The following is a 17,349-nucleotide window of genomic DNA, read 5'->3' as shown; positions in this document are numbered from 1 at the left end:
CGCGCGGAGTGCCGTCGTCGGAGGCGGAAATCGCGCAGGAAAGCGAGGTGAAGCATAGAGGGCGCGCCCGGCGCCGATCCAGCGCCCCGGCCCTCGGCCGCCCCGCTCGCGACTCGCACGGCCCACGCGAACGCCGATCCGGTTTGTCCCTGACTGATTGTTTCTGCGCACCTCTGTTCACTCGCGCTGTACGGGTGATCGATTGTGACTTTCTGTGAAGGGCGTGGGTGCGGCAGCGACCGACACGACTGGGGGAGTCCAACGTGACGAAACGGCCATAACCGCACAAGGTGGACGGGAGGCTTTCTGGTTTCCGCTCCCCGCACCGGAGGTAGATGTGCCGCGTCAGCCCGGGCCCTCAGGGGTGGAGAGGCCCAGTCCGCGCGGGCTGGCCGCCGGGCTGGTCTCGCTGCTGGCGCTCGCCGCCACCTCCCTCGTCGCCGGGCCCGCTGCCGCCGCCACCGGGGATGCCGCGCCCTGCGCGCTGCCCCGCACCCCCGCGCACCACTCCCTCGGCGTCGACCGCTGGAACGGCGCCTATCCGCGCCCCGACCACACCCTGGACGCGGTGATGGTCTTCCTCTCCTTCCCGGACGCCGAGCCGGCCACCACCCCCGCCGAACTCACCTCGGACTACTTCCCGGCCACCACACAGTTCTTCCGGCGCGCCTCGTACGGGAAGTTCACCCTGCGCCCGCACCCGCGGCGGGAGTGGATCCGGATGCCGAAGCCCTCGACCTGGTACGGCATACAGCGCGACTGGGCCAGCGACCGGCGCAGCGCCTATCTGCGCGACGCGGTCCGCGTGGCCGACCGGCACATCGACTTCTCGCGCTACGACATCGTCTACCTGGTCGCGGACCCGGACGCCCCCGGCGTCGACTCGGACGCCACCAAGGTCGTCAACTTCGACCGGCCGCTGCACGCCGACGGTACGGACATCAGGCGCGTCGTCACCGTCTTCGAGCAGCACCCGCCCGACCACAACGTCCTCGCCCACGAGACCGGACACGTCTTCGACCTGCCCGACCTCTACCACCGGCCCACCGACGGCAAGGGCGACTGGGACACCCACGTCGGCGACTGGGACGTCATGGGCAGCCAGTTCGGCCTGGCGCCGGACCTCTTCGGCTGGCACAAGTGGAAGCTGGGCTGGCTGGACGACCGGCAGGTGGTCTGCGTCCAGAGCGACCGCGTCGTCACCCTCGAACCGATGGCCGAGGTCCCCGTGCCCGGCGCCTCGCTCGGCACCCGGCTCGCCGTGATCAGGACCGGCGAGGGCAGCGCGGTGGCCGTCGAGGCGCGCGGCTCCACCGGCAACGACCTCTCGACCTGCGCCGAAGGCGTCCTGCTCTACCGGGTGCGCAACGAGACCCCGTCCGGCGGCGGCCCGGTCGAGGTGCTCGACACGCATCCGGAGAGCGACGCCTGCTGGGAGCGCTCGGTCTACCCGCCGCTCGCGGACGCGCCGCTGCGCGTCGGCGAGACGTACTCCGTCCCCGGCGCGCACGCCACGGTCGAGGTCGCCGACCGGACGCCCTCGGGCGCCTACACGGTCCGCATCACCACGGGGGCCTGACCGGCCGGGCCGGCACCGGACAACGAAGAAGCCCCCCGCTTCCGCGAGGGGCTTCTTCCGTCTGTGCGCCGCCAGGGACTCGAACCCCGGACCCGCTGATTAAGAGTCAGCTGCTCTAACCAACTGAGCTAGCGGCGCCTGCTGACGTCGTAGACCTTAGCACTCGGATCGGTGAGAGGAAAAATCGAAATCCGGGGCGCCGGAGCGGGCGCCGACCGGGCCACCCGGACGCACGCCCACAGCAGCACGTCCGGCCCCGGCAGCCAGGGGGCCCGGGTGTCCGGGGCCACCAGCCAGCGGGGCCCCGCATACGCCTCGTCGCAGGTCAGGGGCGGGACCGTCACCGCGTCCCCGGTGCCGTGGCAGAGCAGCGGGGGCACCTTCGTACCGCCGCCGTTCCGGCCCCGCGCGCCCTTGCCCCACTCCTCCCAGTCCAGCAGCGACGGCAGCCGCTGGGCCGTGCCCGGGGAGGCGAAGAGCAGCATCCGGCCCCGGTGCGAGGCGACCGGACCCGAGCCCGGGCCGTCCGCCCACAGATGCTCCAGCATCCGGCGCCCGAACAGCGTGGGAACGTTCACCACGTCGAACGCGGTGCCGCACGGCAGGACCCCGGGCGCCGTCGGTCGCGACTCCCACTGAGCCAGGGCGCTGCGCGGGTACGCCGTCGCCCCGGCCAGCCACGCGGCGCCGGCCGCCGTGACCTGGGCCGTCTGATTCCGCGCGGGCTCGCGCAGGGCCGAGAAGAGGTCGGCCTCGTGGCCGGTGCGGAGACACGGCCCGTCGCCGTGGTGCAGGGTCGTTTCGTCAGGCAGCCATGCGGTCATGTGCACAGGTCTACCCGGAGTGATCAACCGGATTCCGAGAGTTGTCGGAAATCGGGACAGGGGAACCGCGCGAGGAGTATGGTTCGCCCGGGCATATGCCGGTGGTGGTAACCGGGGGCCCGTACCTACGGCTGCGGGGCGTCCAGCAGGGTGCGGCCGAACTCGACCATCTTCTTCGCGTAGTCCTCGGTCCACTCCGCACGCCGCGCGATGTCCGCCGTCGTGAGCCGGTCGAAGCGGCGCGGATCGGCCAGCTGGGCCGCCGCCACCGCCTGGAACTCCACCGCGCGGTCGGTCGCGGCGCGGAAGGCCAGGGCCAGCTCCGTCGCCCGGCCCAGCAGCTCCTTCGGATCGTCCATCGACTCCAGGTCGAAGAAGTGCTCCGGGTCCGCGACGGCCGAGGCCGGCTCGAAGAGCAGCGGTGCGGGGCGCAGCCGCCGCTGCTCGCCCTGCTCGGGTTGTGGCATGTGTCTTCCTCCTCGGGCGGCCCGACGGCCACCCTCAATTGTCCAGTCCGCCGCAAGGGTGCAGAAGGCTTCGTCGCGGGGGCGTGCGCAGGCCCGGCCGCACCCCCGGCGCACTCAACAACTCCAGCGCACCCGGTGTTCCGCCAGATGCGCCAGCACGGCGTGGTTGGCCTCCCAGCCGTCCGGGAACTTCACCGTGACGCCCAGCTGGACCGGCTCCGTCGACGGATGCTCGTCCAGCAGGTCCGCCACGCCCTCCCGGCAGACCACGACGCACGCGTGCCGGTGCCGGGAGGCCAGGACGCACAGGCGCCCCGTCTCCAGGTGGAACGCGGTGGCGTCCGGCCGCCCCGACAGCGGGTGCAGCACCACCGTCACGTCGAACTCGCGGCCCTGCAGCCGGTTCGCCGTGTCCACCGCGACCCCCGTCACCCCCAGCTCCGCGAGGGCCGCGCGCACCGCCGCCGCCTGGTCGCGGTGAGCCGTGCCGACCGCCACCCGGTCCGCCGTCACCGGGGCCGGGTCCGGCGACCGCTCACTGGTGGCCGCGCCGCCCCGGTCCAGCAGCCGGCGCACCACCAGCGCGACCGCCCGCACCGCCTCCGGGTCGGTGCGCGGGGTGTGCCGGGCCGGCAGTTCGAGCAGCCCCCAGCCCGACTCCGCCGCCTCGTCCAGCACCCGGTCGGCCGCCGACCCGTCCGACGCCACCCCGAAGGACAGCCGCCGGTCCCCGTGGTCAGTGCCGCTGCGGAACGGGGTGTACGGGTAGAACGCGTCCGACACCAGCGGCGCCGCCGAGGCCGGGAGCCGCCAGGAGACCGGGAGCCGGTGCTGCGGGAGCTCCGGATTGTGCGCGAGCAGCGTGCTCACCGCACTGGCCGAGGGGTCGTAGCTCAGCCCCGCCCACTGGTCGGCGCCGACGATCGAGAACGGGTCCAGCTGCCCCGGATCGCCCACGAAGAGCGCCCGCTCGAAGAGCCCGGCCACGGCGAGCAGCGCGTCCGAGCGCATCTGGTACGCCTCGTCCACGATCGCGTGCCCCCACGGCTCCACGTTCTTCACATGGGCCCACTTCGCCGCCGTCGAGATGACCACGTCGAGCCCGGCCAGATCCGCCGCCTTCGCCGACTTGCGCACATTCGCCAGGCCGTCGAGCACCTTGTCGTACGGATCGGAGTCGCTGCTGTGCAGCCGGCCCACCGGCAGCTCCGGGTCCTTCTCCGCGAGCCGCACCACCAGGTCGTCCACCTGGGCGTTGGTCTGGGCGACCACCATCAGCGGACGGCCCGCCGCGGCCAGCTCCAGCGCCGCGCGCACCACCAGCGTCGACTTCCCCGCACCCGGCGGGGAGTCCACCACGACACCCCGGGCCGTGCCGTTCAGCGTGTCGTCCAGAATCCTCGCGGTGGCCAGGCCCGCCGCCGCGCCCGGGTCGAATACGGCCGTCACAGCAGGTCCTCCGGGGTCACGGGGTCGGGCAGCTCGGCCGCTTCGAGGCCGCCCGGCGGACCGCCGTGGGTCCACGGCGTCTCCTCCGCGTCCGGCAGCTGCGGCCCGCCGCGCTGGTCGTGCTCGAACAGGGTCCAGGCGATCCGGTCACCCGGCTCCGGGACCGACCCCGGGGCCGGCTCCTTGCCGCGCCCCATCCGGTCCGTGATCCGCAGCACCAGCGAGAGCACGCCGTCCTCGCCGTCCGCGCCTTCCGCCGGGCCGTACGCCACGAACTCGGCGGTCTGCGGCTTGCCGTCCAGCGAGCGGTAGACCTTCACACCGGCGCCCAGCTGCGGCCGCTCCTCGGTGCGGACCGTGACCAGCGGGCGCGGCGAGGGCCGTTTCGACTCGCTGTACGCCATCTCCACCGCGCTCACCTCACCGATGAACGCCTCCCCGGCGAGCCGCCGGCCCGCCAGGACGAGCGGGTCGTCCAGCGCCTCCTGCGCCTCCAGCTGCGCCTGGGCCGTCTCCCGGGCGGCCAGCTTGCGGGCGGCCGTCACCGCGTCGTCCCGGCGCGGCTGGGGCGGCTCACCGGAGCGCACCCGGTCGCGGTGGGCGGTGAACGACCAGCGGTCCCGGGTCCAGCGGTCCTCGGTCCTGGACCCCTCGGGCAGCTCCCGCAGCAGGTCGAGGCCCCGCCACACCGCGTCCCAGGTCGGCAGCAGCACCCCGGCGAGCAGCGCCCTGATCTCGCGCTCGGCCCCGGACAGCCCGGCCAGCAGGGCATCGGCCGCCAGCCCGTCCTCGGCCGCCGCGAACGCGGCGCGCGCCCGGTCGTACTTCTCGATCGCCGGGGCCAGCAGCCGGTTGTCGAAGTCCGGGTCGGTCGCCGGGCCGGCCGGCGGGCACAGCAGCTGTCCCGCCGCGTCCCGGGCCAGCTCGGCCCGGAGCGCCGCACTGGCACCGGACTCCCCGGCGGGCGGGTCGATCCAGGCGAGCAGGGCCCCCAGGTGCTGATCCTCCAGATTCGACTGGCCGGTCGCCCAGTGCCGGTTCAGCAGGTCCGTGCAGGCGAGCAGGAGCGAGGAGCCGGGGACCCGGGCCCGCTCCCCGTAATGCGTCAGCCAGCGCCCCAGCAGCGGGACCCGGGCGGGCGCCGGATACGGGGTGTCCGGATCGTCCTCGGCGGTGCGCCGGAAGCGCATGGAGCGGCCGAGCAGCCGGACGAACTCGATGCCCGCCCGGCTGGGGACGACGATCTGCGCCGCGTCCACGCACAGCTCGGTCTCGACCTTGACCCGCTTCCCGGTCGCCGGGTCCGTCTCGCCCCGCTCGGCGGGCTCGACGACGTCCTCGTACGCCTCGATGTGCGGCAGGACCGCCTCGGCCAGCTCGGCGAGGAACGCGAACCGCAGGTCCCGGTCGCGCGGCTGGGCGACGGCCAGCAGCCGGGGCGCCTCCCGGTCCGTGCCGACGAGCGCGCCGAGCGGGGCGCCCGCCTCGCCCGCCGTGGTCAGCGGCACCAGGACGAGCGGCCGGTCGGTGAGCCGGCGGTGGCGCACGGTGGCCGTCGGCCGCGCCCGGCCGCTCTCCACCGCCTCCAGCCGGGCCAGCGTGGTGATCAGCGACATGCCGCCCGCCCCTCCAGCGCCTCGGCGCGCAGGGCCGCAGCGCGGCGCAGGGCGGCGACCACCGGGTCCGCCGGATCGCCCTCCTTGCCCGCGGCGGCGGCCAGCACCCCGGCGACCGTCGTGAGGCCGCCCAGCTCGCCCCGCACCCCGCGCCCCAGCGCCTCCACGGCCCCCTCGGCGCGCGCCCGGGCCCGGCAGTGGAAGGCCAGCTCGCAGGCGGACAGGCACTCCGGCGCGTAGGCCGCGGCGACCGACTCGACCGCCGACTCCAGCTCCTCGGGGGAGCGGTCCGGGTCGAACGAGGCGCCCTCGGGGAGGGCCGCCGCGATCTCCTCGACGCGGGTGAGCCGGGTCAGCTGGCGGCGGGTGACGGCGCGCTGCTTGCGTACGTCGATGACGGAGGCGGCCGGCAGGTTCGAGAAGTCCTTCGGGCACACCAGCAGCACCCGGTGCCCCACCCGGGCCCCGTCCGTGACCTCCGCGACCCGTTCGAGCGCCAGCACGTAGACCGCGGACTGGCGGGCGGCGGCGCCCACCTTCGCCGCGTCCGCCGAGCCGTCGATCATGGGGAACGACTTGATCTCGACGACCGTCCAGGTGCCGTCCGGCCGCACCACGACCGCGTCCGGCTCCAGATAGGCCGGGGAGCCCGCCACCTCCAGGGCGAGCATCGGGTGGTCGAGCAGCGCCCAGCCGCCCGCCTCCGTCGCCTCCCGCAGGGCCAGCGCGGTCCTGGCCGCCCGGCCCTCGGGCCCGGCGGCGGTCAGATCGGGCGTCGCCACCTCGCCCGGCGGTTCACCGGAGCCGCCGAGCCGCTCGTGCAGCAGGCGCGTCAGCTCCGCACCGCCGTCGGCCTTGACCCGGGCCTCGAAGGCGTTGCCCCGCATGAAGGCGAACTGGGACTGGCCGAACGGAGCCGGGGAGCCCAGCGCGGAGGCGAGCGCGCCCTTGTCGACCCCGGCCCCGTCGAGCAGGGCGCGGCGCTTGCAGCCCGGGTTGGCGGCGAGGGCCGCGAGCGCGCGGGCGTCCAGCGGGCGCGGGGCGACCGCCGGGCCCCTCAGCTCAGCGAGCCGCTGCCGCAGGGTCCCCGTCGGGGGTCCGTCCTGCCCGGCCGGCGCCGTCGGCCCCGGCAGGCGGGCCGGCCGCTGCTGCCGCGTCGGATGGTTCTGCGGAGGAGGTCCGCTGGCCGGGGATTCGCTCACCCGCCGAAGTCTCGCACCCGGCACTGACATCCGGGGACCCCGTCGTCGCGGAAGCCCCCGAGAAGCGCGCCAGGACGGCCGCCCTGACCCCGTCGGCGAAGCGCATCACGGGCCGGGCGAGGAGTGCCCCGACGCCCATCACGGCGCAGCCGGCGACCGCGTCGAGCAGATAGTGGTTGGCGGTGCCCATCACGACGAACGTGGTGACCAGCGGGTACGCGATGCCCGCGGCACGCAGCGCCGGGTGCTTGGCGTGGCGCCACAGCAGGATGCCGCACCACAGCGCCCAGCCGACGTGCAGGCTCGGCATCGCCGCGTACTGGTTGGTCATCCCGCCCATGCCGCGCGGCGCGCTCGCCTCCGTGCCCCACCAGCCGTACGAGCTGTACTGCGCCATCGTGTCCACGAATCCGTGCCGCGCGTCCAGCAGCCGGGGCGGGCACGTCGGCATCAGCGTGAAGCCGATCAGGCCGAGCATCGTGGAGGTCATCAGCCAGGTGCGGGCCCTGCGGTACGCGGCCGAGTGGCGCCGGAACATCCAGATCAGGACGGCCGGGGTGACCACGTAGTGCAGGGAGGCGTACGCGAAGTCGGACGGGATGCCTATGGAGGGGTGTGCCGTGAACAGGCGGTTGAGCGGGTGCTCCGCGTTCAGGTACAGCGCCTTCTCCAGGCGCAGGATGCTCAGGCCGTGGTCCACAGCCGTGGACACGTCACCGCGTACGAGGAGCCGGCCGCCGGAGTACGCCCCGTACACCAGGGCCAGGAGCGGCAGCTCGGTCCACCAGCGGAGCCGGTGGCGCGGAGCGGGCGCGGTGGTGGCGTGCGGCATCCGGAACTTCTCCATCACGTGTTCATGCGGCCGACTGCGGGCGTTCAACCGTACGGTGCGCGTCGGGCGCGTGTCTGCCGGGGGGTGTGGTCCCCACCCCCCGGGCTGCTCTGATTCGTCTGTGGTCAGTGGGACGCCGCCGCGGCCCCCCGGGTTGCCTCGGGGGCGGATACGGGATGATGGGAACAACTTCTCAGATTCCGCATCCCAGGTCCCAGCTTTCCAGGGAGAACCCTTTTATGGCACCGCGCATCCTGCTCGCCCGGCACGGGCAGACGGAATGGTCCCTCAACGGCAGGCACACCGGCAGGACGGACATTCCGCTGCTCGACGCCGGACGCGAGGGGGCCAAGCTGCTCGGCGAGCGGCTGCACCGGGAGCCGTGGACGGGTCTGCGCGGCCTGGAGGTCCGCACCAGCCCGCTCGTCCGGGCCGCCGAGACCTGCGGGCTCGCGGGCTTCGGCGACCGCGCCGAGCCGTGGGACGCGCTGATGGAGTGGGACTACGGGGCGTACGAGGGGATGACACCGGCCGAGATCAAGGCGGGCCGTCCCGACTGGTTCATCTGGCGCGACGGGGTGCCGGAGGGCGAGAGCACCGCCGAGGTGTCGGCCCGGGCCGACGAGATCGTGGAGTGGGCGCGGTCCGCCGACCGGGACGTCCTCGTCTTCGCCCACGGCCACATCCTGCGGGCGCTCGGCGCGCGCTGGCTCGGCGAGGACATCGCCTTCGGCGCGCGGATCTGGCTGGCGCCGACGTCGCTGTCGGTCCTGGGCTGGGCGTACGGCGCCCCGGCGATCCAGAAATGGAACGACACGGGGCACCTCGAGCGGTGAGCGGCGGGGTTGTCAGCCCGTCCGGGGCGCCTGACGGATCCGGTGCGCCGGTGAACCCAGCCCGTCCGGCGTTTGAGGACGGAACCGCTGCGCACGGTCGCGGCGCCTGTCCTGGGGCCTTGGTCCGAGGGCCGAGCGGATGCGCCCCGGACCGGGGCAGGGGGTTCCGTCCTCAAACGCCGGACGGGCTGGGGGCGCCGGGCTGCGGGCCGCGTGTCCTCAGACGCCGGACGGGCCGGAAGGGGCGGCGCTCTCGTAGCGGTCCAGGAAGTCCGCCACCTCCCGCGACGCCCCGGTCCTCGGCCCCAGGGCCGCCACCGCGTCGTGCAGTATCGCCCGGATGCGGGACGACTGGACCTCGTCCAGCAGGTCCAGGACCGCGTGGCCGGCCGACGCCGCCTCCTCGGGGCGGCCCCCCCGGGCCAGGTCCCAGGTGAGCTCGGCGCGGTACAGCGCGAGGTTCCGGGTGAAGTGGGGGTCCTGGAGCCGGACCGCCCGCTCCGCGTGGCGCGCGGCCCGGGACCAGTCGCCGAGGGCGGCCCGGCACTGGGCCTCCAGCATCTCCAGCTCCGCCTCGCGGAAGAAGCTCATCCACTCCGGGTCCGCCCCCGACGCCCCCTGGGCGAACGCCGCGTGCGCCCGGCCGAGCGCCCGCTCGCAGCCCGTGCGGTCCCCGAGCCCCGCCCGGCCCCCCGCCTCCCGCAGCGCGAGCAGCGCCCGCAGCCGGGGCGAGCCCAGCGGCTCGGCGGCCCGCTGCCCGGCCTCCGCCGCGCGCACCGCCTCGCGCGGCCGGCCCGTGTCGCGGGCCAGGAAGGACACGTTGCAGAACGCGTGCGCCTCCAGCGCCGGGTCACCGGCGACCCGTGCGGTGGCCAGCGCCTCCGCGTAGTGCGAGCGGGCGTCCTCGAAGCGGCCCGAGTCATGGGCCAGCCAGCCGACCGAGATGGCCAGCTCACCGGCGCCGGAGTGCAGCCGGTCCGCCGTGGAGCGCCGGTTCACCGTCCCCGCGTCGAGCAGCGCGTACGCCGCCCGCAGGGGCTGCGAGGCGCGCCGGTAGAGCCAGTCGCCGCCGTGCCGGTCGTCCAGCACCCGGATCTGCCGCACCGCCCGTTCGACGGCGCTCACCTCCGTGTCGCCGACCCGGCGTTGCAGGGGCAGGGCGGCGGCCGGGCCGCCGAGGCCCAGCCCCAGGGAGACGGCCGCCACCGCGGTGGTGCCGCTCGTCATGAACACGCGACGCAGCACGTCGCTCTCCTCGTCGTCGCCGCCGGACTCCGGCGGCGGGGCAGTCGGGGGCGGGGCGTCCGCGGCGGACCTGGCCGCCCGCCCGCGTACCGAAGCGCGGGGCGAGAAGCCCAGGTCCTCCAGGGTCGCCCCGGGGAACATGTGCAGGAAGACCCGCTCGTACGCGTAGTTGGGACAGCGGATCTCGCCGGACTCCACGCGCCCGATGTACCGGGCGTCGCACGCGACCTGCTCGCCGATCTCGCGAGCGGACCTGCGTACCGCGGCAGCGAACTCGCCGGCGGAGCGCGGGCCGCGCAGCCGCCGGAAGGCGAGGTTGGGAACTGCCCGTGTCGACACCATGGCATGGCCCTCTCGGTGCGAGCCGGGCGCTGTTTCCGGTGTCCCGGCGGAGCAAGAACGTACCGTCCGTGACCGGGCACACACACAGCGTTTCCGGGCGAACCGGGCATCTCGGCCGCGATCCGCCATGAACTGCCACCCTTTGCGGCGGTGTCGCGCCGTAGCCCTTGACGCGGTCGGCCGTTGGTCCTCCTGGAGAGGGAGTACGGAGCGCGGCTCCGCCCCGGCGATGAGAGGAGAGGTCCCTTGTTGCACACCGACCTGGCGGACGGCGGCACGGCGGCCGCCGGCGAACCCTGTGATCTGGTGACCGTGCCCGCCCGGCAGGGACTGGAGGCCGTGGACATCCTGCGCCGGGGCGCGGCGCGGGACGTCGTGGGCCCGGTCATCCACGACGGCGCCTGCGACACCCTCGGGTTCCTGGTGCCGCCGGGCACCGCGCAGGGCTGGGACGTACCGGGCAGCGCCTGTACGCGGACCGACGGCCGCGGGCTGCGCATCCCCGCCGATCCGCCGGCCTCCGGCAGCGGCTGGCTGCTGCCCCCCGCCGCGGACACCCCGGTCACCGACCCGGCCGTGCTGCGGGTCGCGCTCGACCAGGCGGCCCGGCTGATCGAGGCCGCGGACAACTGCCGCTGAGCCGCGTCACCCCGGCGCACCGATAATGGCCGGACGGCGGGCCGCGCGGATCGGCCCGTCCCGGACACGGTGAGCAGTGGGCAGGGGCGAGAAGCAGTGGCACGTCGAGGAGCGGCCGGCGGCGACCGCAAGGGGCGCGCGGGCCGCGCGGCCCCCGTGGGGAACGTCTCCGAGCCCGTGGACGGCGGGCTCGCCGAACTCGTGCCCGACCGGGAGCGCCGGCGCGCCTGGACGCTGACGATCGACGGGGCCCCGCAGTCGCACGTCGACCTGGACGACCCCACCTACCTCTCCTTCGAGTACCAGCGCCGCATCGGCCACATCGCCGACCTCGTCGCGCCCGCCGGGCAGCCGTTGCGGGTGGTGCACCTGGGCGGCGGGGCCTTCACGCTCGCCCGTTACATCGCCGCCACCCGCCCCCGGTCCACCCAGCAGGTCATCGAGGCGGACGCGGCGCTGGTGCAGCTGGTGCGGCGCGAACTGCCGCCGGACCCGCAGGCCAGGATCCGGGTCAGGTCCACCGACGCCCGCGCGGGGCTCGGGAAGATCCAGGACGGCTGGGCCGACCTCGTCATCGCGGACGTCTTCAGCGGCGCCCGCACCCCGGCACACCTGACCAGCACCGAGTTCCTCGCCGAGGTCCGCAGGGTCCTCAAGCCCGGCGGGAGTTACGTCGCCAACCTCGCGGACGGGCCGCCGCTGGCCCATCTGCGCGGCCAGATCGCCACCGCCGCCACGGTCTTCCCCGAACTCGCGCTCGCCGCCGACCCCACGGTGTGGCGGGGCCGCCGCTTCGGCAACGCCGTGCTGCTCGCCTCCGACACCGCGCCGGACATCGCGCGGCTCACCCGCCGGGTCGCGACCGACCCGCACCCCGGGCGCGTCGAACACGGCCGCGCCTTGGCCGACTTCACCGGCGGCGCGGCCCCGGTGCACGACGCGGACGCCCGCCCGTCACCGCCGCCGCCCCCGGACGCCTTCCGCTGAGGCCCTACGAGTTGATGATGTCCACCTGGGGCGCGTGGTCGTGCCAGGTGCAGAAGACGGAGACCGTCGTGCCGTCGTCCCGGGAGAAATCGACCCGTATCCACGTCGTGTTGGACCACACCCGCATCGACCAGCCCGGTTCCGGGGTCGCCGACACCAGCTCCGCCGAGCGGGCCCCGACCTCGAACACGACCCGGCCGCCGTCGGTCGGGTAGCTCCGTGCCCGCCCGGCCGCGGCGGCGGTCGTCCCCGAAGCCGGGCGCGGGGTGTTGGGCGCCGGGGTGTGCGACGCGGACGGCTCGCGGGAAGGGGGCGCGGGCGGCCTCGGCGCGGTGGCCCGGGGTTGGCGGGACGGCGAGGGCGAGGGGGCGGGGCGGTGCGTCGAGGACGTCAGGCCCTCCGTGGCCGGCGGCGCGACCGGCACCGCGCGCGGCGGGTCGTACACCGTGCCCGCGAGCACGGCGTGCACGCCCCACCACGAGACCGTGGCCGCCGCGCCGGTGGCGAGCGACCACGCCAGCGCGTGTACCAGAGCTCGTTGCATCATCAACATCCTGCACCACCGGCCGGGTTGCCACGGCACCCGGCCGGACCGGATGGCGTACGGTGCCGCCCATGCCCAGTGTGCTCGTGGTCGAGGACGACCAGTTCGTACGTTCCGCCCTCATCCGGCACCTGACGGAGGCCGGTCACACCGTACGGAGCGTCGGCACCGCGCTCGAAGCCCTGCGCGAAGTCGCCCACTTCCGCTTCGACGTGGTCATCCTCGATCTCGGGCTGCCCGATCTCGACGGTTCCGAGGCCCTGAAGATGCTGCGCGGCCTCACCGACGTGCCCGTCATCATCGCGACCGCCCGGGACGACGAGAGCGAGATCGTCCGGCTGCTCAACGACGGCGCCGACGACTACCTCACCAAGCCGTTCTCCGTGGAGCACCTGTCGGCCCGGATGGCCGCCGTGCTCCGCCGGGCCCGGGCCGCCTCGGGCGAGGCACCGCCCCCGCGCGTCATCCGGGTCGGCGGGCTCCGCGTCGACCCGCTGCGCCGGCAGGCCGAACTCGACGGCGCCGCGCTCGACCTCACCCGGCGCGAGTTCGACCTGCTGGCCTTCCTGGCCGGGCGCCCCGGCGTCGTCGTCCCCCGCCGGGAACTCCTCGCCGAGGTCTGGCAGCAGTCCTACGGCGACGACCAGACCATCGACGTCCACCTCTCCTGGCTCCGCCGCAAGCTGGGCGAGACCGCGGCCCGGCCCCGCTATCTGCACACCCTGCGCGGCGTCGGCGTGAAGCTCCAGCCCCCGGCGCCGGAGCGGCCGGCATGAGATGGGCGCTGGTCAAGGTCTGCCTGGCCGTTACCGCCATGGTCGTCATCGCCTTCGCCGTGCCCCTGGGGCTCGTCGTCAAGGAGATGGCCCGCGACCGCGCGTTCACCGACGCCGAACGGCAGGCCGCGACGATCGGCCCCACGCTGTCCATCACCACGGACCGGACCCAGCTGGAGAAGGCCGTCCTCACCACCGAACCGGGCGCCGCCGGCCGGATGGCCGTCCACATCCCCGCCTCCAAGGAGCCCGACGGCATCGCGGCCCACATCGGCAGGGGCCGCGCCACCCGCGAGGAGCTGGAGACCGTCCGCGTCTCGGGGCGCGCCGCGATCATCGGGGTCACCGGCGGCTCCGTGCTGCTCCAGCCGACCGCGGTGGGGTCCGGCGACATCGCGGTGGTCGAGGTGTTCGTCCCCGAGGCCGCGGTGTCCCACGGGGTCACCACCGCCTGGCTGATGCTGGCGGGCGTCGGCATCGCGCTCGTCGTCGGCTCGGTCGCCGTCGCCGACCGCCTCGGCATCCGCATGGTCGAGCCCGCCCGCCGCCTCGCGGGCGCCGCCCACGACCTGGGGGAGGGCCGGCTCGGCACCCGGGTCCCCGAGGAGGGCCCGGACGAACTGCGCTCCGCCGCCGTCGCGTTCAACTCCATGGCCGACCAGGTCGTCCAGCTCCTCGCCAACGAACGCGAACTGGCCGCCGACCTCTCGCACCGGCTGCGCACCCCGCTCACCGTGCTCCGGCTGAACGCCGCCTCGCTCGGCGAGGGGCCCGCGGCCGAGCAGACCCGGGCGGCCGTCGAACAGCTGGAACGCGAGGTGGACACCATCATCCGGACCGCCCGGGAGCAGCGCCCCCAGACCCAGCAGGGCGGGCCCGGCGCGGGCTGCGACGCCTCCGAGGTGATCCGCGAACGGATGGCCTTCTGGTCCGCCCTGGCCGAGGACGAGGGCCGCGAGGTGCGGCTGGCCGGGGTGGACCGTACGCTGCGCATCCCGGTCGCCCGGCCCGAACTGGCCGCCGCGCTCGACGCGTTGCTCGGCAACGTCTTCCGGCACACCCCGGAGGGCACCGCCTTCGCGGTCGACGTGCACCACAGCGGTGACGCGGTGATCGTGCTGGTCTCGGACGCGGGCGGCGGGATCGCCGACCCCGAGACGGCCCTGGCGCGCGGCGGGGCACGGGACGCGGTGGGCTCGACCGGACTCGGGCTCGACATCGTGCGCCGGGTCGCCGAGTCCACCGGCGGTGACGTGCGCATCGGCCGCTCGGTGCTGGGCGGCACGGAGGTCCGGGTCCGGATCGGGCTCCACGGACAGCGCCCGCCGGGCGGCGGGCGGGGCCACCGGGTGGGCCGGCCGCGGTGGCGCCTGCGGCGCCAGGGGGCGCCGAACCTTTAGCCCGGCCGATGCGCTCCTTAAGGCAGTCCTAAGAACCCCGGCCCCGGCCCGGAACACCCCCTTTGCCCGTTCCGCAGCCGCTAGCGTGCTCCGCATCCCCACCGCGCACCCCGGCCCGGCCCCCTTCCCCCCACCCCCGGCCGGGATGCGCACCTCCGCCCCCGGCCGGGACGAGCACCCCCCCTTCCTCCCGTCCGGGGCGCACCCCCTTCCTCCCGGCCGGGGGCGGGGGCGTACTTCCTTCCTCCCGGTCGGGGGCGGGGGCGCACCCACCTCCAGGCCGTGGGCGGGTGCGCCCCACCTCCCGGCCGGGGCCGGAGGCGCACCCGCTTCCTCCCGGCCGGGGCGCAGACGCTTCCTCCCGGCCGGGGCGCAGACGCTTCCTCCCGGCCGGGGCGCAGACGCTTCCTCCAGGCCGGGGTCTCCCCCTTCCTCCAGGCCAGGGGCGGGGGCGCACCCACTTCTTCCCGGCCGGGGGCGGGGGCGTACTTCCTTCCTCCCGGTCGGGGGCAGGGGCGCACCCACCTCCAGGCCGTGGGCGGGTGCGCCCCACCTCCAGGCCAGGGGCCGGAGGCGCACCCGCTCCATCCCGGCCGGGGGCGCCCCCACCTCCCGGCCGGGGGCGGGGGCGTACTTTCTTCCTCCCGGGCGGGGGCGGGGGCGCACCCACCTCCAGGCCGTGGGCGGGTGCGCCCCACCTCCAGGCCAGGGGCCGGAGACGCACCCGCTTGCTCCCGGCCGGGGGTGCCCCCACCTCCCGGCCAGGGGCCGGACCCGTTCCGCGGTCCGCTACCCGCGCGCCCGGTTCACCGCCGACAGCACCGCCGCCACGGACGCGGCCACCCCCGAGGCGTCCCGGCCCGCGCCCCAGCGCTCCTCGCCGCCGACCCGGCAGCGTGCGTACGCCGTGACCGTCCGGGTCCCGGCCGGGCCCGCGGGCTCCTGCTCCACCAGCTCCAGGACGGCCGCCTCCACCCCGGCCGCCGCCAGCGCGTCCGCGAACGCCGTGACCGGGCCGGTGCCCGTTCCCTCGTAATCGCCCTCCCGGTCGTCCACGCGCAGCGTGCAGACGCAGCGGTGCTCACCGGCCGGGCCGCTCGGCGCCGACCAGGAGGTGAGGGCGATGCCGCCGTCCCGCCCGGGGACCAGGTACACCGCCTCGAAGAGGTTCCACAGGTCCTTCGAGGTGGCCTCCGTACCGCTGTCGTCGGTGGCCTCCTGGACGGTACGGGAGAACTCGGCCCGCATCCCGGCCGGCAGGTCCACCCCGTGGCCGGTGCGCAGCAGATGCGCGATACCGCCCTTGCCCGACTGCGAGTTGACCCGGATGACCGCCTCGTACGTACGCCCCACGTCGGCCGGGTCGATCGGCAGGTACGGCACCTCCCACAGCTCCGGGACGCTGTCCGCGCGGCGGGCGAAGCCCTTGCTGATGGCGTCCTGGTGGGTCCCGGAGAACGCGGTGTACACCAGGTCCCCGCCGTACGGATGGCGCGGCGGCACCGGCAGCCGGTTGCAGTGCTCGACCGTGCGGCGGATCTCGTCGATGTCCGAGAAGTCGATCATCGGGTCGACGCCCTGGGCGTGCAGGTTGAGCGCCAGGTTGACCAGGTCGACGTTGCCGGTGCGCTCCCCGTTGCCGAAGAGGCAGCCCTCCACCCGCTGGGCGCCCGCCAGCACGGCCAGCTCCGCGCAGGCCACGCCCGTGCCCCGGTCGTTGTGCGGGTGCACGGAGAGGATCACCGAGTCGCGCCGGGCCAGGTGGCGGTGCATGTACTCGATCTGGTCCGCGTAGACGTTGGGCGTGGCGATCTCCACGGTGGCCGGCAGGTTGTGGACGACCGGCCGGTCCGGCGAGGCGTCCCACAGCTCGGTGAGGCTGTCGCAGATCTCCAGGACGTAGTCGGGCTCGGTGAGGTTGAAGACCTCGGGCGAGAACTGGAACCGGATGTCCGCGCCGGGCCTGGCCCGGGCCAGCCGGTCCATCCGCCGGGCCGCGTCCAGGACCACGCCGTGCACCTCGGCCCGGTCGCGGCCCAGGACCACCTCGCGCCAGACGGGGGCGGTCGCGATGTAGAGGTGGACGACGACCCGGTCCAGGCCCGCCACGGACTCGAAGGTGCGGTCGATCAGGTCGGCCCTGGCGGGTGTGAAGACGACCGCGGTGACGTCGTCGGGGACGGCCCCGCCGGTCGCCAGGTGGCGTACGAAGTCGAAGTCGGTACGGCTCGCGGACGGGTAGCCGACCTCGATCTCCTTGTAGCCCATCGCGACCAGCAGGTCGAACATCCGCCGCTTGCGCGGGGTGTCCATCGGCTCCGCCAGGGCCTGGTTGCCGTCCCGCAGGTCGACCGGCACCCACAGCGGGGCGCGTTCGATACGGGCCTGCGGCCAGCTCCGCCCGGTCAGCGGAACCGCGACCCGGTCGAAGGCGGAGCGGTAGCGGTGCGACGGCATGGAGCTGGAGCGCTGCCGGTTCCAGCGGGGCGCCGCCTGGGGGACCGGGCCGCGCGGCGTGCAGATGGTGGGGAAGCTGTGCATCGGGGGCCGGGCGTCGGACGTGGCCGCGGACATGGACTCGGGCATGAACGGTGTCTCTTCTCGCATCGCC

15 protein-coding genes and 1 tRNA gene are annotated in these 17,349 nt (G+C 75.2%); 6 read left to right on the top strand and 10 right to left on the bottom strand.

The window, feature by feature from the left end; translation table 11 throughout:
* Positions 1 to 364: 364 nt before the first annotated feature.
* Positions 365 to 1,579, top strand: coding sequence for a M6 family metalloprotease domain-containing protein (locus tag FKN01_RS03040; RefSeq protein WP_143616121.1), 1,215 nt, complete (start codon positions 365 to 367; stop codon positions 1,577 to 1,579).
* 64 nt (positions 1,580 to 1,643) lie between these two features.
* Here the strand turns inward: FKN01_RS03040 and FKN01_RS03035 are convergent.
* The 7 genes from FKN01_RS03035 to FKN01_RS03005 form a co-directional block, all read right to left on the bottom strand.
* Positions 1,644 to 1,717 (bottom strand) — tRNA-Lys (locus FKN01_RS03035).
* A complete protein-coding gene (locus tag FKN01_RS03030) occupies positions 1,708 to 2,403 on the bottom strand; it encodes a bifunctional DNA primase/polymerase (protein WP_143616120.1) in 696 nt (231 codons plus the stop codon). Before FKN01_RS03030 ends, FKN01_RS03035 begins: the two co-directional genes overlap by 10 nt.
* A gap of 125 nt (positions 2,404 to 2,528) precedes the next feature.
* The gene (locus FKN01_RS03025) at positions 2,529 to 2,870 is read right to left on the bottom strand and encodes a hypothetical protein (RefSeq protein WP_143616119.1); all 342 of its coding nucleotides are present in this window, start codon (positions 2,868 to 2,870) and stop codon (positions 2,529 to 2,531) included.
* 114 nt (positions 2,871 to 2,984) lie between these two features.
* On the bottom strand, positions 2,985 to 4,319 hold the full coding sequence (locus FKN01_RS03020; RefSeq protein WP_143616118.1) for an AAA domain-containing protein: 1,335 nt from the start codon (positions 4,317 to 4,319) through the stop codon (positions 2,985 to 2,987).
* On the bottom strand, positions 4,316 to 5,935 hold the full coding sequence (locus tag FKN01_RS03015; protein WP_143616117.1) for a hypothetical protein: 1,620 nt from the start codon (positions 5,933 to 5,935) through the stop codon (positions 4,316 to 4,318). The genes FKN01_RS03020 and FKN01_RS03015 overlap by 4 nt, the downstream gene beginning before the upstream one ends.
* The gene (locus FKN01_RS03010; RefSeq protein ID WP_143616360.1) at positions 5,926 to 7,017 is read right to left on the bottom strand and encodes a hypothetical protein; all 1,092 of its coding nucleotides are present in this window, start codon (positions 7,015 to 7,017) and stop codon (positions 5,926 to 5,928) included. Before FKN01_RS03010 ends, FKN01_RS03015 begins: the two co-directional genes overlap by 10 nt.
* Complete coding sequence (locus FKN01_RS03005) at positions 6,998 to 7,969, bottom strand: phosphatase PAP2 family protein (RefSeq protein WP_185992725.1); 972 nt, start codon at positions 7,967 to 7,969, stop codon at positions 6,998 to 7,000. The genes FKN01_RS03010 and FKN01_RS03005 overlap by 20 nt, the downstream gene beginning before the upstream one ends.
* A gap of 239 nt (positions 7,970 to 8,208) precedes the next feature.
* Here FKN01_RS03005 and FKN01_RS03000 point away from each other — a divergent pair, with 239 nt between their 5' ends.
* Positions 8,209 to 8,805, top strand: a complete 597-nt coding sequence (locus tag FKN01_RS03000) for a histidine phosphatase family protein (protein ID WP_143616115.1) — start codon at positions 8,209 to 8,211, stop codon at positions 8,803 to 8,805.
* A gap of 219 nt (positions 8,806 to 9,024) precedes the next feature.
* Here the strand turns inward: FKN01_RS03000 and FKN01_RS02995 are convergent, their stop codons facing one another.
* A complete protein-coding gene (locus FKN01_RS02995; protein ID WP_143616114.1) occupies positions 9,025 to 10,392 on the bottom strand; it encodes a tetratricopeptide repeat protein in 1,368 nt (455 codons plus the stop codon).
* Between the two features lie 249 nt (positions 10,393 to 10,641).
* Between FKN01_RS02995 and FKN01_RS02990 the strand changes: the two genes are divergently transcribed.
* Together FKN01_RS02990 and FKN01_RS02985 are read left to right on the top strand one after the other, a co-directional pair.
* Positions 10,642 to 11,031 (top strand): hypothetical protein, encoded by a 390-nt coding sequence (locus FKN01_RS02990; protein WP_143616358.1) that lies wholly within the window; start codon positions 10,642 to 10,644, stop codon positions 11,029 to 11,031.
* A 156-nt stretch (positions 11,032 to 11,187) separates the two neighbouring features.
* On the top strand, positions 11,188 to 12,018 hold the full coding sequence (locus FKN01_RS02985; RefSeq protein WP_143616356.1) for a spermidine synthase: 831 nt from the start codon (positions 11,188 to 11,190) through the stop codon (positions 12,016 to 12,018).
* Positions 12,019 to 12,022: 4 nt separating this feature from the next.
* Here the strand turns inward: FKN01_RS02985 and FKN01_RS02980 are convergent, their stop codons facing one another.
* Positions 12,023 to 12,565: a hypothetical protein gene (locus FKN01_RS02980; RefSeq protein WP_143616113.1), complete on the bottom strand. Its 543-nt coding sequence runs from the start codon at positions 12,563 to 12,565 to the stop codon at positions 12,023 to 12,025.
* A gap of 68 nt (positions 12,566 to 12,633) precedes the next feature.
* On the opposite strand from FKN01_RS02980, the gene FKN01_RS02975 reads away from it, so the two are divergent.
* The gene (locus FKN01_RS02975) at positions 12,634 to 13,338 is read left to right on the top strand and encodes a response regulator transcription factor (RefSeq protein WP_185992720.1); all 705 of its coding nucleotides are present in this window, start codon (positions 12,634 to 12,636) and stop codon (positions 13,336 to 13,338) included.
* Entirely contained in the window at positions 13,335 to 14,738 is a 1,404-nt protein-coding gene (locus tag FKN01_RS02970; protein ID WP_143616111.1) for a HAMP domain-containing sensor histidine kinase, read from the top strand. The genes FKN01_RS02975 and FKN01_RS02970 overlap by 4 nt, the downstream gene beginning before the upstream one ends.
* A gap of 789 nt (positions 14,739 to 15,527) precedes the next feature.
* Here FKN01_RS02970 and FKN01_RS02965 read toward each other — a convergent pair.
* Positions 15,528 to 17,324, bottom strand: coding sequence for a 2-isopropylmalate synthase (locus FKN01_RS02965; RefSeq protein ID WP_143616110.1), 1,797 nt, complete (start codon positions 17,322 to 17,324; stop codon positions 15,528 to 15,530).
* Between the last annotated feature and the right edge of the window lie 25 nt (positions 17,325 to 17,349).

Source organism: Streptomyces sp. 130, assembly GCF_007096885.1.
Classification (GTDB): Bacteria; Actinomycetota; Actinomycetes; order Streptomycetales; family Streptomycetaceae; genus Streptomyces.
This window is presented reverse-complemented; position numbering and strand designations above follow the sequence as displayed.

What these genes read in the sequence shown, in the direction of transcription:
- FKN01_RS03030 (WP_143616120.1), bottom strand. Translation starts at nt 2,403, where the DNA reads ATGACCGCATGGCTGCCTGACGAAACGACCCTGCACCACGGCGACGGG.
- FKN01_RS03025 (WP_143616119.1), bottom strand. Translation starts at nt 2,870, where the DNA reads ATGCCACAACCCGAGCAGGGCGAGCAGCGGCGGCTGCGCCCCGCACCG.
- FKN01_RS03015 (WP_143616117.1), bottom strand. Translation starts at nt 5,935, where the DNA reads ATGTCGCTGATCACCACGCTGGCCCGGCTGGAGGCGGTGGAGAGCGGC.
- FKN01_RS02970 (WP_143616111.1), top strand. Translation starts at nt 13,335, where the DNA reads ATGAGATGGGCGCTGGTCAAGGTCTGCCTGGCCGTTACCGCCATGGTC.
- FKN01_RS03000 (WP_143616115.1), top strand. Translation starts at nt 8,209, where the DNA reads ATGGCACCGCGCATCCTGCTCGCCCGGCACGGGCAGACGGAATGGTCC.
- FKN01_RS02965 (WP_143616110.1), bottom strand. Translation starts at nt 17,324, where the DNA reads ATGCCCGAGTCCATGTCCGCGGCCACGTCCGACGCCCGGCCCCCGATG.
- FKN01_RS02980 (WP_143616113.1), bottom strand. Translation starts at nt 12,565, where the DNA reads ATGATGCAACGAGCTCTGGTACACGCGCTGGCGTGGTCGCTCGCCACC.
- FKN01_RS02975 (WP_185992720.1), top strand. Translation starts at nt 12,634, where the DNA reads ATGCCCAGTGTGCTCGTGGTCGAGGACGACCAGTTCGTACGTTCCGCC.
- FKN01_RS03005 (WP_185992725.1), bottom strand. Translation starts at nt 7,969, where the DNA reads ATGCCGCACGCCACCACCGCGCCCGCTCCGCGCCACCGGCTCCGCTGG.
- FKN01_RS02995 (WP_143616114.1), bottom strand. Translation starts at nt 10,392, where the DNA reads ATGGTGTCGACACGGGCAGTTCCCAACCTCGCCTTCCGGCGGCTGCGC.